11 protein-coding genes are annotated in these 15,210 nt (G+C 32.8%); 7 read left to right on the top strand and 4 right to left on the bottom strand.

From position 1 onward, the window contains the following. Positions 1–17: 17 nt before the first annotated feature. The 3 genes from LKV13_RS03010 to argS are packed head-to-tail and all read left to right on the top strand — an operon-like array spanning position 18 to position 4,537. Positions 18–2,186 carry a methyl-accepting chemotaxis protein gene (locus tag LKV13_RS03010; protein ID WP_306701193.1) on the top strand — a complete coding sequence of 723 codons (2,169 nt, stop codon included), beginning with the start codon at positions 18–20 and terminating at the stop codon, positions 2,184–2,186. A 19-nt stretch (positions 2,187–2,205) separates the two neighbouring features. After that, positions 2,206–2,796, top strand: a complete 591-nt coding sequence (locus tag LKV13_RS03005; RefSeq protein ID WP_229089251.1) for a hypothetical protein — start codon at positions 2,206–2,208, stop codon at positions 2,794–2,796. After that, positions 2,789–4,537 carry an arginine--tRNA ligase gene (gene argS / locus LKV13_RS03000; RefSeq protein ID WP_229089247.1) on the top strand — a complete coding sequence of 583 codons (1,749 nt, stop codon included), beginning with the start codon at positions 2,789–2,791 and terminating at the stop codon, positions 4,535–4,537. Before LKV13_RS03005 ends, argS begins: the two co-directional genes overlap by 8 nt. A 20-nt stretch (positions 4,538–4,557) precedes the next feature. On the opposite strand, the gene LKV13_RS02995 is transcribed toward argS, so the two are convergent. Together LKV13_RS02995 and LKV13_RS02990 are read right to left on the bottom strand one after the other, a co-directional pair. Beyond that, positions 4,558–6,489, bottom strand: coding sequence for an AMP-binding protein (locus tag LKV13_RS02995; protein ID WP_229089233.1), 1,932 nt, complete (start codon positions 6,487–6,489; stop codon positions 4,558–4,560). Positions 6,490–6,502: 13 nt separating this feature from the next. Next, entirely contained in the window at positions 6,503–7,213 is a 711-nt protein-coding gene (locus LKV13_RS02990; RefSeq protein ID WP_229089231.1) for a CPBP family intramembrane glutamic endopeptidase, read from the bottom strand. An 89-nt stretch (positions 7,214–7,302) separates the two neighbouring features. On the opposite strand from LKV13_RS02990, the gene LKV13_RS02985 reads away from it, so the two are divergent. Both LKV13_RS02985 and rsmA read left to right on the top strand, forming a co-directional pair. Then, positions 7,303–8,574 carry a ComEC/Rec2 family competence protein gene (locus LKV13_RS02985; RefSeq protein WP_229089227.1) on the top strand — a complete coding sequence of 424 codons (1,272 nt, stop codon included), beginning with the start codon at positions 7,303–7,305 and terminating at the stop codon, positions 8,572–8,574. A gap of 28 nt (positions 8,575–8,602) precedes the next feature. Next, positions 8,603–9,439, top strand: a complete 837-nt coding sequence (rsmA, locus tag LKV13_RS02980; RefSeq protein WP_229089714.1) for a 16S rRNA (adenine(1518)-N(6)/adenine(1519)-N(6))-dimethyltransferase RsmA — start codon at positions 8,603–8,605, stop codon at positions 9,437–9,439. Here the strand turns inward: rsmA and pta are convergent. After that, the gene (pta, locus tag LKV13_RS02975) at positions 9,410–10,468 is read right to left on the bottom strand and encodes a phosphate acetyltransferase (protein WP_229089226.1); all 1,059 of its coding nucleotides are present in this window, start codon (positions 10,466–10,468) and stop codon (positions 9,410–9,412) included. The two genes, rsmA and pta, sit on opposite strands and share 30 nt — an antisense overlap. Before the next feature lie 118 nt (positions 10,469–10,586). On the opposite strand from pta, the gene metG reads away from it, so the two are divergent. Both metG and LKV13_RS02965 read left to right on the top strand, forming a co-directional pair. Continuing rightward, positions 10,587–12,767, top strand: a complete 2,181-nt coding sequence (metG, locus tag LKV13_RS02970) for a methionine--tRNA ligase (RefSeq protein ID WP_229089224.1) — start codon at positions 10,587–10,589, stop codon at positions 12,765–12,767. Positions 12,768–12,786: 19 nt separating this feature from the next. After that, on the top strand, positions 12,787–13,836 hold the full coding sequence (locus LKV13_RS02965) for a lipid II:glycine glycyltransferase FemX (protein ID WP_229089222.1): 1,050 nt from the start codon (positions 12,787–12,789) through the stop codon (positions 13,834–13,836). Here the strand turns inward: LKV13_RS02965 and murD are convergent. Next, complete coding sequence (gene murD, locus LKV13_RS02960) at positions 13,833–15,188, bottom strand: UDP-N-acetylmuramoyl-L-alanine--D-glutamate ligase (protein ID WP_229089218.1); 1,356 nt, start codon at positions 15,186–15,188, stop codon at positions 13,833–13,835. The genes LKV13_RS02965 and murD overlap by 4 nt on opposite strands. Positions 15,189–15,210 lie beyond the last annotated feature (22 nt).

The following is a 15,210-nucleotide window of genomic DNA, read 5'->3' as shown; positions in this document are numbered from 1 at the left end:
GTTTTGTGAGGATTTGCGTGAAAAGAAAAAGTTCCAGTTTCACTCTTTTTTATAAGTTTAATATTGCTGTTTTGCTGTACACGATAATTATCGCCACGACTACTTTTTTGCTACTAAATTACGGGTACAGGAGAGTAATAACTAAAGAGCTTAAAAATTTTACAAAATTCGTCAATCATGCCATGACAAAAGGCTTCGTTGATGACACAAAGAACGTGTTGCTGGTTATCGACGAGTTTATCATAAATTACAATAACTCATCTGGTGCGCAAAGAAATCAACGACTCAAGGGTATAGTATCTGTTAATAACTCTAATTTATTCCCTTCCTACATAAGATTAATAGAATATGTAAATCGAGACGGGGAGATCTTGCACTCAAGTGATGGAAGAAGAGTGGGTTCCCAGGTAAACTTGAGAGGATTAAAGGCAGAGAATTTCATAAACAAAACCCAGATCATCTCACTGCATAAGAACTTAATGAAGATAAACAACAAGCACTACATACCCATGGTTTACAAGGTTTCCGCAGGAGGTAGGGAGAACGCTAGCAGTACTGGATATGTCATTTTATACCTAGACATAATAGAGCAAATAAGACAATTAAGAAAGGGCATATTTATGCTTTTGGAAAGATCCTTGCTAGAGGCAGGGGGTCAACACAAAAGCAACCATTATTTCAAAATATATGCTATTAACAACCAAGGTGAAGTTTTTGGAGAACAAAACGAAGACACATTCGAGCATATTAAATTATCTGTAAATAATTTATTCGAGGACGACCCAAAGATAGCGAACCAGTTGCTAAACTCGATATCTAGGAAACAAAACAATATTATTACCAACCACAATAATAACATAATCTCTTTAGCAAGACTTGCAACTTCATCTTGGTATCTAGCCATACAAATGAACTATGACAATATATTTTCAAATGAACTGCGCAATATTAAGTTAATGTCAATATCAGTAATAACAGCACTTTTAATAGTATTTATTTTAATAATGATAGGCATCATTAAAAGACTGATAGTAACGAAAATAGAACATTTAAAAGAAGTCATTCCAAAAGTGAAATACGGTGATTTGACAGTCAAGATTGAGTCAAAAGGAAAAGACTCAATCAGCTCTACAATAAACCACTTTGGGTGTTTCGTTGAAAACTTGAAGAATGTAATAAACTCACTACAAGACAGAGTTAGGTTGTTAAAGGACAATGGAGACCTGCTATTCAATGAGATAAACAAAGCCCATGATACGATAACGAATTCGAACAAGTATATAGAGAAAACACAGGGAGAGGTAGAGAAACAGGTTGAATTTATTTCAAACACGACAAACACGATAGAAAGTTTATCTAAAAACATTGCGTCACTTGACAACTCCATTGAAACTCAGGCTGCCAGCGTCGAAGAGTCGTCCTCTGCTATTGAAGAGATGATAGGAAGTATACAATCAGTCACAGAGATAACACAAAAAGCTGCAAAGAGCACGGAAGAACTTAAAGTGTTCTCAGACGATGGCCGGAAGAAGCAAGAAGAAGTTATTATGCAGATTAAAGACATTTATAAAAACTCAACAAGGCTTCAGGAAGCAAATGCTTTAATATCGTCCATTGCTAGTCAAACGAACCTGCTTTCAATGAATGCCGCTATTGAAGCATCTCATGCTGGGGAAGCTGGAAAGGGATTTGCAATTGTTGCAGAAGAGATCAAAGACCTTGCAGAACAGGTTACTTCACAATCAGAATCGGTTGCGGCCTCAATAAATGAAATAATGGATTCTATTAACAAAACAGTAAAAACATCCGAACTAACGAATAAGGCGTTCAACCAAATATTTGATTCAATAAACCTAGTGGTTCAAGTTATAGAAGAAATAAACCATACCATGCAGGAACAGTCAATTGGTAGCCAAGAAATTTTAAAGGCTTTAAACACAATGAGAGAAATAACATATGAGGTGAAAATCGGTTCAAATGAGATGTTTAGAGGAAATAAAGAGATTATTAATACCGTTTCTCTTTTAGAAGAGATTAACATGACAGTCTCAAATTCAATGAGAGGCCTTAAGGAAGAAATCAGAAAATTAATGGGAGCAATTGAGAGTATTAAAACTTTTGGAACAGTAAATTCAAATCACATTGTAGATATCAATACAGACACAAATCAATTTAAAACAAAATAAAACGGTTAAAGGGGCGCTTATGCAAAAGAAAACATTTTATGTTACAGAAATGTACTTAAGGTCTCATTTAATGCTTTTCCCCATTTTTGCTTATACAAAAACTTTCCTAGAGGGGGTTGTGATATCGGGTTGGATATCCCTTTGCATATTGTTACCTGCGATAATCATTAACCAAATAGAATTAAGAAATCAAATATTGGGGATTTACTTGCTTGTAATCGGAATTTTTGTTAGTTTGACTTACCTCTTCATGTGTTATGCAACTCCTAGGATTTATGATAGCTTAAAATTTTCAATTCCTATTTTAATAGTTATGATAATATCATTTCACAGAAATGAACCTTTTAAAAACCTAAAAGACCCGCTTAGAATATTGCAATATTCTAGACTGCCAATAATAACATTCATATCATTAAGCTCAATAATTTCGCTTTTTAGAGAAGTACTAAATACTGGAAACTTACAATTTTTCAATACAAAAATATCAATAATTAAAGAGATCAACATAAGCAAAACACCGGCTTATAGCTCGAATGTTTTCCTAGTAGCATCTTTACTCTTTTTATTGATTAATACATTAACAAATATTAAAGGGAAAAAGAATGATTAGTAAAATAAAAAGAGATCTAGAAGATAGAATTTGTGAAACGATAAAAAAACTCGCCTTAAGAGAGAATATTAAGCTGAACAAAGTGACTACGGTAATTCAAAAACCTCCAAAGAGCGAACTAGGCGATTTATCGATCTTGATATTCGAATTTAGCAAAATACTGGGGCTTGACGCATCTGTCATTGCTGAAGAGATAATAAAAGGGATTGGAGTGGAGTATGACGCCAAGCCAATGGGACCTTATTTAAACATTAAGCTTAAGAGAAAAAGATTCGTTCGAGATACAATTACGAAAGTCAATGAAGAAAAGGAAAAATATGGGACGAATAATTCCCTTAATAATAAAAAAATAGTTATAGAATTCTCAGCTCCAAACACAAATAAGCCACTTCATGTAGGTCACCTTAGAAATGACATTATTGGGGAGAGTTTATCAAGGATATTAAAAGCTTCTGGTGGCCAGATAATAAAAATAAACCTAATAAATGATAGGGGAGTACATATTTGCAAATCCATGCTTGCTTACAAAAAATTTGGGAATAACATCACTCCAGAGCTTTCTTTAAAAAAAGGAGACCATTTAATCGGCGACTTCTATGTAAAATACGGTGAATACGCTAAAGATAATGCTATAGCAGAAGAAGAAATACAAGAATTGCTGTGTAGATGGGAAGAAGGGGAGACAGAAACGGTTCAACTCTGGAAAAAGCTCAATCAATGGGCAATTGAGGGGATAAAGGAAACTTATGATCTTACAAATATCACATTCGATAAGATTTATCTTGAAAGTGAAATATTTGAAATTGGACGCGATGTTGTACTTAAGGGATTAAAAGACGGTTTATGTTACAGAAGAGAAGATGGGGCAATATGCATAAAAATACCCACAAATGAAAACGCAGATGAAGAACTTAAAGAGAAAGTCCTCTTAAGGGCCAATGGAACGTCTATCTATCTTACTCAAGATTTAGGGAATATAGTAGCCAGAAAAAATGAATACAATTTTGATGAAATGATTTACGTCGTAGGTAGCGAACAGATCCACCACTTTAAAATTTTGTTTTTCGTCGCAGATAAATTAGGCATTGCAGAAGAAAACAATTTAATACATTTGTCTTACGGGATGGTAAATCTACCTGAAGGAAAAATGAAATCGAGGGAGGGGAATGTGGTTGACGCCGACAATCTAATTAATGATTTAGTAAATTCAACAATGGTGGAAATGAAAGAAAGAAATTCGGATGAGAAAGACTTAAAAAAGACTGCCCTGGACATATCACTGGGAGCTATTCACTACTATCTATTAAAAACGGCCATACAGAAGGATATTTTATTCAATAAAAAAGAAAGCTTGTCATTTATCGGCAACTCGGGTCCTTATATTCAATATGTGGGAGCAAGAATAAACAGTATACTTAAGAAATACAACACATTAAACTTATCAAGAGAAACCTCTAATCTAGATCTATTGAATCAGGAAAAAGAATGGGAAATAACTAAGGTTGTCTCTGAATTTGGAGAACATGTAATGAAAGCCGCAAGAGACTTGAATCCCTCATTAATAACTCAGTACTCATATTCTCTTGCGAAAAGCTTTAGCGCATACTACCAAGATACGAAAATAATAGACATAAATAACCTCGAGCTCACAAATGCAAGAATAAGTCTATCCAGAGCAGTCCTACAAACAATAAAAAACTGCATGAATTTGTTAAACATTCCCTACATGAAAAAGATGTAAAGTTAAGAACCATCTCTACATCATACCAATTCAAAATCGTCCTTACTGAATATCGACATTATCTTTTTGTGATACTTTTCAAATATGTAGTACCTTTTAAGCTTCAAAGTACTGGTAAGTTCCTCACCAACAACAAAAGAATCTTTTAATAAAACGAACCCCACTATTCTCTCAAAACTCTTAAAACCAGACCTAGGATTAACTATATCCGAAATACATTTGGAATAAAGCTTGTTAACAGCGTCACTAGACAACAAATCATCCCGAGAAGAAAAGATTGTTCCATTAGACTTCGCCCATTGCTCAAGTGATTCAAAATTAGGGACAATAACAGCTCCCAAAAATTTCTGGTCTTGCCCAACAATCATAACATTTTCAATGAGTAAAGATTTCGATAAAGCCCTTTCAATGGGCTCAGGTTCAATATTTTCCCCGCCCCTCAGCACAATCGTATCTTTACTTCTACCAACAATTGAAACCTCATGATTAATTGTTACACGAACCAAATCGCCCGTATTAAACCACCCTTCCCAAGTTAAAACATCTTTTGTAACCAATTCATTTTTAAAGTACCCACTCATAACTTGAGGAGATCTTACCCAAAGCTCTCCTTTCTCACCAGGGGGCAAACAATTCCCATCACTATCAACCACTCTGTACTCAACGTCTGGAAGGAAAGACCCAACAGTCTTGGCAACAGGATGTCTTAAACGCCTGACACTTAAAACAGGACCTGTCTCTGTAAGTCCATACCCTTCAAGAACCACAATACCCAACGCTTTGAAAAAATAATCTACATACTCTACCAAAGCTCCCCCACCAGAAACACCAAACTCAAACCTTTTCCCTAGTGCTTTCCTTATTTTTCTGAAAACCAAAAGATCTCCCAAAAATTTAAAAGGGAAAATCAAAATCAATCCTGAAAGAAAAATAAATTTCATAAAAAAGGAAACCAACAAATTTGATTTCCTATAAACAGGGATAAGACCTAAAAATTTCTCCTTAAGCTTTACATAAAAAATTCCAATCCTCAGGAAAACGCCAAATAAAGCCCTCTTTAAAAGGGATTCCGATGCTTTTTTAATGATACCAATCCTTATTCCTTCCCAAATTCTTGGAACAGAAATTATTGCATGGGGATTTAAAGCTGCAAAATCCTTAAGCAAAACAGGCCCAATAGGTTTAGAATAAGCAATTGACATTCCTCCAAGAGCAATTATGTACTCACAAGCCCTCTCAAAAGAATGCCAAAGTGGTAGAATGGATATCATTATCTTACCCGGTTTAAGCGATGGAATATAATCGTAAATCCTATCTATTTGAAAAATAAAAGATTCATGCCTAAGCATTACACCCTTTGGAAACCCAGTTGTTCCTGATGTGTATATTATAGTAGCAATATCCTTCCCCGCCCCCTGCTCAAGCTCGGCATTAAATACCATAGGATTATTATTTAAATAAACATTCCCCCTACTTAACAATTTCTTATAAGAGATTACCGTAATAAACCCCAGCTTTTCCTCATAAAGTTTATCGTCATCTATAACAAAGATACACTTAACAAATCTAAGCTCTTGTTTTTTAGCAAGCACCTTTTGAAGCTGCTTATCGTTCTCTACAAAGACGAAAACAGACTCAGAGTGATTAATGATATATGATATTTCATCTTCAGGCGAATCATTCCCCCTTGGAACATCAACACAACCCAAACTCATAACAGCAAGGTCAACAATGATCCACTCCCTTCTTGAATCAGAAACAAGTGCCACCTTCTCTCCCCTCTTAATGCCATAATGCAGTAACCCGGATGCAACTCCCTTAACCTCATTCCAAAAATCAGAATATATTTGCTTCTTATACTCTCTAGATTCATTCTCCCTATAAATAAAAATATCAAGATCACCATAAAGTTTCACAACTTCATTAAAACGCTTAGGTATAGTATCCAGCATAAACCCTCCTTAACTAACTTAACACAAAGATTACAGCACTAACAGCAGTATTATAAATACTATGAACTAAACTCACGTAATATACATTGTTATATCTTAAATAGATAAAAGCCAGCAAAAGGCCAAGGATAAACGTAATAAATGCGCCAACAAATCCATAATAAACGTGTCCAAAGGCAAAAATAATACTACTGAAAATAGCGGAAACAAACGAACCAAACCCCACCTGTTTAAGCTTAGTAATAACGAAAGATCTATATAACAACTCCTCAACTGCTCCCGTAAAAAGAGAAGTAATAGCCATCAAATAAAGCGATTCCTTACTACTCATGTTCCATCTAAAACTACCAACATCTGCCTCAACCCAAGATCTCCATGACTTTGGGAAAAAATATTTAAAACATAAATAAAGAATAAGTAACAGAACAACAATAAAAATGACTAGCTTAATAAAAATTAAAAATGATTCCCAAATAAAAATTAACCTAAATTTAGGTATACAAAATTCATCTCTAAAGTAAGTAGCACTTGTTAATCTGGCAAAATGTAGGATAAAAACAATCAAGAAAGCACTATACAACCAATAAACATAATGATTTCCACTAAAATTCCAAAGATTCTCATCAACACTTACAAAAGGAGACACGTGCGTACAGACAAAGCAAGCCAAAAAAAGCTCTAAAAGAGCGTACCTGGCAGGATATTTATTATTCAATAATTTCATAGTAAATTATTAAACATATATGCAATATTGTCAAATCTTGTCTGATTTACCTAAAGATGATCTTATATATACTTAAAAAGAGATTACTGGTGATTTTGTTATTTATTATAGGCTCATTAAACTTATTGATACGATATTACTTTAAATTTAACCTAATACATTTAAATTTAGCTTTAATATTGATTTTTTTAGCAAAAAAAAATTATCATCTCTTGCTTACATTTGTTCTTAACATAATATTATTATCGGCCTTTGAAATTAGTCTAGACTTTAAAAGACTTGAAGATGATTCCTATAAAATAACAAATATTACTTATTTGCCCAAATATTCAAAAATCAAGATTGAATCGATAGATGGCTTTGGCATACAACATGAATTTATGTTTAAAAATATTAAAAATCATCACGAAATCGGAGACATATTTAAAATTGAAACAGGCAGAATAAAACTTATTAAAAGACCGATACTCGTAAAAATCAGAGAGCAATACGGTAAATTATTAGACCCATTTTTCAATGCCATAAATCCCTATTACTCCCATTTTTCAAAAGCAATTTTAGCAAACAACAAATCAGAAATAACAAAATATGAGCGTAACTTATTTCAAAAAGCAGGCCTATTTCACATACTAGTGATATCTGGGCTACACTTTTACCTAATTTACACTATATTTTATCACCTACTCTTATTGATAACAAAAAACGAAATGCTAAAGTTATTAATTATGAGTGCAATAATGCTCAATTATTTAATCTTAACAGGATGCTCTCCCTCCGCCCTGAGAGCATTTATCATGACAGAAGTACTTATATTGTACAGATTAATTTATGGAAAAATTAATTTATTAAGTGCATTATCTATTAGTTTCATAACAAATGCTATGATTTTACCACACACACTAAATTCAACAGGATTTAAACTATCTTATCTTTCAGTACTTGGTATATCAATTGCCCTTTTTATTAAAGACAGATATAACCTAAATGGATTCATATCCTCTGTTCTTGCAACACTTTTGATTCAAATTACTACAGCTCCCATTGTTTATGCTAACAATTTCAACCTATCGCCTATCTCAATCTTGTCAAACCTAATAGTTGCCCCTCTTATGCTATTATTCCTAATAATGAAAATATTAAGTTTGGTATTTTACACCCTGAACACACATTTATTTTTATTATTTGACCTAATAAATACCTATATTTTTAAGGCAATAAAGGAGACAGCAATTATTTGCAGCAAATTCCCGATAATTCAAAACCATAATATAGGTATTTTTGCGATCCTAGGCATACTAACAATACTTTACATAATTTTCAAACTAGAAAAAGAGACAATAGAAAAGCAAAAATACTCTTAAGATCGTCTATATGCTATTATTAGTGTCTATGGGGATAAATTATAATAGCATAAACAGTATAAAAACTGAACTTGAACGAAAAAATATAGCTCCAAGAAAAATATGGGGGCAGCATTACTTAATAAATGGACACATAAGAGAAGCAATAATAGATGCTCTTGGGGCAAAGGAAAATGAAAAAGTCTGGGAAATAGGGCCAGGTCTTGGTGCAATGACAGTTATTTTACTCAAAAAAATAAATTTTCTAACCGCTTTTGAAATTGACCCCAAGTACTCAGAAATTTTAAACGAACAATTTGGAAAATTTGAAAACTTTAAGTTAATAGAAGGGGATTTTTTAAAGACATATAAGAGAGAAAAAACAAATGTTAATAAAATATTTTCAAATCTACCCTATAACATTGCATCGAAAGTAATATACACGCTTATTGAAAGCAAAATTTTAAAGCAAATGGTATTTACAGTACAAAAAGAACTGGCAGATAGAATGCTTGCAACAAATGGAAACAAAAATTACTCTTCATTCACAGTTTTAGTACAATCACACTTTAATGTAACTAAAATCATGAACATCGACAAGGGTAATTTTTATCCAACTCCTAAAGTGGAATCTACAACCCTCAAGCTTGTCCCTAAACGGCAAGAAATTAAAGATTTTAAGGAATTTAATAAATTAGTTAGAATAGTGTTTACAAGCCGAAGAAAAAAACTAAAGAATACAATCATAAACTTTGTTAAAAACGAAAAGATCCTTGAAAAAGGATTTTTAAAAATTTTTCTAGATAAAAGACCGGAAGAGATTTCTATTCAAGAATTCATTGAAATTTCAAACAAATTAACCACCTATCATCAGAGCACTTATTAATACAATATCATCCACAGAGCAACCCCTTGAAAGATCGCTAACAGGCATTTGAAATCCTTGCAAAAAGGGTCCATAGGCCTTGGCAAAGGCCAATCTCTCAACAAGTTTATATCCAATGTTTCCAGCCGCCAAATTAGGAAAAATCAATATATTTGCGGCGCCGGCAACTAAAGAATCACTACATTTTCTATCTGCAATACTTTTAATTAAAGCTGCATCAACTTGAAGTTCTCCATCAATGAGCAAATCTTTATACCTACTCTTAGCAATTTCTAAAGCATGCTGTACCTTTTCAACTTCCGTTGAATAAGCGGATCCTTTTGTAGAAAAACTTAATAGGGCCACTTTTGGCTCTATCCCAAAAATATTCTTAAAAGAACTTGCACTCTGTATCGCAATTTCTGCAAGCTCTGTAGAGGTAGGATCAACAACTACGGCACAATCAGCAAAAAGTAGAATACCCTCATGCCCAAAACAAGTTTTATTCATGCCGCAACTATAACCAGTATCCATAATAGTAAAAGACGATACAAGTTTAGTATCCTTAAGCATAGGAAGAATGGTTAAAGCACTTCGTAATACCCTACTTGAAGATAACAAAGATCCGCATACACAGGTCTTAACATCCCCAAGTCTTACCATCATCATAGAAAAACAAACATCGTCTAAAATCTCCATCATAGCTTTACTTAAAGCCAATCCCTTATTTTGCTTCAAAGTAAAATATTCATCCAAGTATCTATTTAAACCATCAAACGAATTAGGATCTATAACTCTTATCATTTCTAAAATATCCTCCCCAAATCCTACAAGTTCTCTTAATTTTTTAAAAATCTTATCTCTTTCTCCAATAAGAACCACAGAACCCGCCAACCTCTCCTTTAATATTTCAATCGCTGCCTTTAAGATTCTTACATCACTACTCTCAGGGAAAACTATGCTAGCTCTGTCTCCAATTCTTAACACCTCTTCTCTTGCCTTACAAAACACATAATCTTTAAAATTAAAAGAGCTCACAACAACCCCCATATATTCATCCTCAATGAATACATATACATTTATTAAAATTTATAATCAATGTATAATATACACAACTTGCATTAGCATTAAAATATAGACATCTTATAGTAAGAGGTAAGTAGTACGAGTGAAAAAGAGAAACCTAGTTACAGCTGCACTGCCCTATGTTAATAACATACCTCACCTTGGCAATCTGGTACAAGTTATATCAGCGGATGCTTTCGCAAGATATTCAAGAATGGTTGGAATAGAAACACTTTATGTCTGTGGTACGGACGAATACGGAACAGCTACAGAAATTAGAGCTTTGATTGAAAAAGTTAGCCCCGAAGAACTCTGCAATAAATATTATGAAATACACAGATCAATCTATGAATGGTTTAATATTAAATTTGACATCTTCGGACGTACAACTAATAAACATCACAATGAAACTGTACAAAATCTATTCTTGAAGCTGGAAGAAAATGGTTATGTTACAGAAAAAGAAAGTGAAAATTTTTTTTGTAATCATGACCTTATATTTTTGGCAGATAGATACGTAACAGGAGAATGCCCAAATTGCGGAAATAACGCAAAAGGAGATCAATGCGAAAACTGTTCTAGGCTACTAGCTCCCTCTGATTTAATAAATCCAAAATGCATGATTTGCAAAAGTGTACCCACTTTAAAAAAAACTAAGCATTGCTATCTTGACCTACCAAAAATAAAAGACGAACTTAAAAATTGGATACAAACAAGCTCAAGAAATGCTAATTGGAATACCAATGCTATCAAAATGACAAACGCGTTTTTAAGAGATGGCCTTAAAGAGAGAGCAATAACGAGGGATTTAAAATGGGGTGTGCCGGTACCCAAAAGGGGATATGAGAATAAAGTATTTTATGTGTGGTTTGATGCGCCGATTGGATATGTTTCAATTACAAAAGGAATCGTAAAAAACTGGGAATCTTGGTGGAAAAACAACGAGGAAACAAGTTTAGTGCAATTTATTGGGAAAGATAATATCTTATTCCATACCGTTGTCTTTCCTGCTGTAGAGCTTGCAAGCAGGGAAAATTGGACAATGCTCAGCAAAATATCTGCAAGCGAGTATTTAAACTATGAAAACCTCAAATTTTCAAAATCCGAGAGTACTGGAATATTTGGCAATGACGCTATTACTACTGGAATACCTGCTGATGTTTGGAGATTTTATATATATTACAATAGGCCTGAAAAATCTGACTTTCAATTTATGTGGGACGATCTCTTGGAGAGAACGAATACTGAGCTCATAGGTAATTTTTCAAATTTTGTCAATCGAGTTTTAGCATTTTACAGAAAATTTTTTGGAGACAAAATAGATAAAATAGACATAAAAAATGATTTTTGGGAAGAAATAAATCTCAAATATGAGAAAATTCTAGACTTTTTTAATAAAACGGAGCTAAAAGCAGCATTAAAGGAAATTCTTAATATCTCAAGCATGGGCAATAAAATATTTCAAGACAGAGAGCCATGGAAAACAAAGGATATTGACCCTGGGGCAACAAAAGAGCTCTTGTTAAATCTAGTATACCTAATAAGAGATTTGTCAATTTTAATATCACCGTTTATGCCCCAAACAAGCGACAAGATAAGAAAATTTTTTGGAGATAGCTACGATATTTCCAAAAAATTTTTAGGAACAAATTTAGGATTAAGCACAATTAATACTACTGAGGTTTTATTTACAAAGCTAGAAAAAGAATTAATCGATAACTTAAAATTAAAATATTCAGGAGGTAAAAGGGTGCAAGAAAAACAAACAGAAGATCCAGTAAAATTATTTAGTGAAAAAGTGTTTTTAAAAGTTGTAAAAGTAAAGGCAATAGAGCGAAACCCAGATGCAGAGAAATTATTCATTTTAAAACTTGACGATGGAACTATGGATGGCAAACAAATTGTAAGCAGCCTTGCAGACCATTATAGGGAAGAAGAGTTAATTGGAAAACACATAATAATAGTTGACAATCTAAAACCTGCTAAATTTAGAGGAATAAAATCTGAGGGAATGTTAATTTCAACCGAGGATAGGAATAAAAACTTTAAAGTAATAATCATGGAACATTTTAAAGATAATCCTATTCCTGGCAAGCGAATCATACTTGAAAGCGATATTGACAAAGACTTAAATTATCCAGCAAAGATTAGTATAGATAAATTTATGCAAACTCAAATTGTGGCAGAAAACGGAGAGCTTAAAATAAATGGTATTAACCTAGTACTGGAACGATCTAAAGACAAAATACTATCTAGAGAAATTCTGAATGGAATAGTGTATTGACTCCATTGTGGAACAATAAGTGAATATTAAAAAAACTGAAATAGAAAGTCTAAACGATAGCTATCTTCAAAGTAGGTTGTGGACGTTTGTAAAAAAAGTTTCAAGAGAAAAGAGCCCATGGGAAGCAATAGCAGTAAGCAGTGAAAACTTTAATAAAGTTCTTGTGATGCAAAGAAGGATATTTGGAAATTTTTACCTAGGATATATTGCCCATCCAGAATTTTCAAACAAAAAAATTGAAGAGATTAACATAAACGAAATTAATGCTCAACTTAAACAATTTAGTGAGATCATAAAGAAACATTTACACAAGAACACCATCTTTTTAAGATTTGACCTAATGTACTACACCGCAAGAAGCTTAAAAGAAAGCTATATTCCATTAAAGATCAAATTGAAAGGATTTGAAAAATCATTTAATGATATACAACCTTCAAATACAACAATAATAGCCTTAAACGATCCATTAGATGTTATTCAATCTAAAATGAAAAAGAAAACAAGATATAATATCCGGCTTAGTACTAGAAAAAATATCAAAGTAATCATAGATGATGAGTTTAAGTATTTTGACGAGTTTTACAAACTTTATCAGGAAACGGCTAAAAGAGACAAATTTGCCATTCATTCAAAAGATTACATAAAAGATCTAATAAAAGAATTTAGGAGAGATACAAACTCAAGCATAAAACTAATAATCTCACTATATAATGAAAAACTCATATCAGGAATAATCGTTGGACTCTACAAAGACAGAGCTACTTATCTTTATGGTGCTTCAAGCAGAAAAAATAGACATTTAATGCCCAATTACGCAGTACAGTTTACTGCAATACAAATGCTTAAAAGTTATTCAATTAAAGAATATGACCTTTTAGGTATCCCCCCTACCGCTGATGAGAAACACCCTCTATTTGGGCTTTTTCAATTTAAAACCGGATTTGGGGGCAAGATCATTCACAGAATTGGGTGCTATGACTTCGTTTATAAAAGGTTTTTATATAAAATTTATAAAATTCTTGAAATGATAAGATACTTGTACTACAAAATCATAAAAAAAAGGTATTAAATCATATTATTTACTAATTTCTTAAATTGAAAACCCCTATCAAACTCATTCTTAAAAAGCTCAAATGAGGCGCTAGCCGGTGAGAACAAGACTATATCATTTTGAACAGAAATCTTTCTCGCATGAGAAACACATTCCTCTATTGAAGAGAAGATAAAGTAATCAACATTATTATCTTCAAAAAATTTAATAATCTTTAAAGTAGCACTACCCCTTAGTAAAATCCAAGTTTTCACCATGTTTAAAATCTCACCAAAAATCATAAAATTAAGTTCCTTATCAGTTCCACCCACAATAAGATTAATACAAACTTCTTCTTTCTTTAAACTCTTAACGGATAGGACTGTAGAGTCAGGAATCGTTGATGTTGTATCGTTGTAATATCTAACACCATCAATTTCCCTTACAAGCTCCAGCCTATGCTCAATGCCGTCAAACCTATCCACAATATCGGATACAAGCTTCAAGTCTAATTTTAAGTAATTTGCAACAAAAACAGCTACTAACTTACTTATTAGTAAAACAAGCCTCGTTTCACAAAGAGTAGTAATTAAATCCTTGTTTAAATAAACTTTTCCATTCTTTAAATAAAGGATATCATTTTCAAAGTTTAACGGGACATCTTCTGAGAATAAAACAACTTCTGATTTGGTCTTAAATCTATAAAAATAATCATAGTAAGACTTATCTTGAGATATAAAAATTCCCGAATCCTGATTTATAAAAATTCTTGATTTATCCTCTATGTAATCATCAAAACTTGAATAGTAATTTTGGTGATCATGATAAACATTAGTAATAATGCTAATAATGGGATTTAAATTTTCAAGATCATGAAGTTGCCAAGAAGAAAGCTCCAAAACAATAGGCGAATTAGAATCAAGATCGTCTAAAAAGCTTAAAGGAGATATACCAATATTCCCTCCGATTCTAGTCCTTGGATACCTGGTAACCAAAGTTTGATGCAAAAGAGATACCAGGGTTGATTTCCCCTTAGTCCCTGTAACGGCGATTATCGGATTCTTATTAAACATTAAAAACAAACTCAGATCGGTCTCAATTCTTTTTGCAAGCTTTAAATATTTATTATTAAAGTTCACTCCTGGATTCTTAATAACAATATCTGCTTCCCTAAAATCATCTTCACTATGACAACCTAAAACATATCGAATCCTATTCCTAAACTCTTCTAAAGACTTTATGCTTGAAGCCAATTCTAATTCACTCTTCAAATCGGTAATCACTAGACTAGCCCCATGTCTTAATAAGAACTTTGCAACGGCTAGACCTCCTCCGTGAAGCCCCAAGCCCATAATCAAAAACTTTTTACTGCCTATCTCATCCAACCGCACAACACAGCCAATTATAACAAAA

Origin of the sequence: Candidatus Borrelia undatumii, assembly GCF_020882015.2 — a bacterium.
In the GTDB taxonomy this organism is placed as follows: Bacteria; Spirochaetota; Spirochaetia; order Borreliales; family Borreliaceae; genus Borrelia.
The sequence above is the reverse complement of the archived record's forward strand: the minus strand, read 5'-3'. Positions and strand labels throughout refer to the sequence as shown.

What these genes read in the sequence shown, in the direction of transcription:
- LKV13_RS03005 (WP_229089251.1), top strand. Translation starts at nt 2,206, where the DNA reads ATGCAAAAGAAAACATTTTATGTTACAGAAATGTACTTAAGGTCTCAT.
- argS (WP_229089247.1), top strand. Translation starts at nt 2,789, where the DNA reads ATGATTAGTAAAATAAAAAGAGATCTAGAAGATAGAATTTGTGAAACG.
- LKV13_RS02995 (WP_229089233.1), bottom strand. Translation starts at nt 6,489, where the DNA reads ATGCTGGATACTATACCTAAGCGTTTTAATGAAGTTGTGAAACTTTAT.
- LKV13_RS02990 (WP_229089231.1), bottom strand. Translation starts at nt 7,213, where the DNA reads ATGAAATTATTGAATAATAAATATCCTGCCAGGTACGCTCTTTTAGAG.
- rsmA (WP_229089714.1), top strand. Translation starts at nt 8,603, where the DNA reads ATGGGGATAAATTATAATAGCATAAACAGTATAAAAACTGAACTTGAA.
- pta (WP_229089226.1), bottom strand. Translation starts at nt 10,468, where the DNA reads ATGGGGGTTGTTGTGAGCTCTTTTAATTTTAAAGATTATGTGTTTTGT.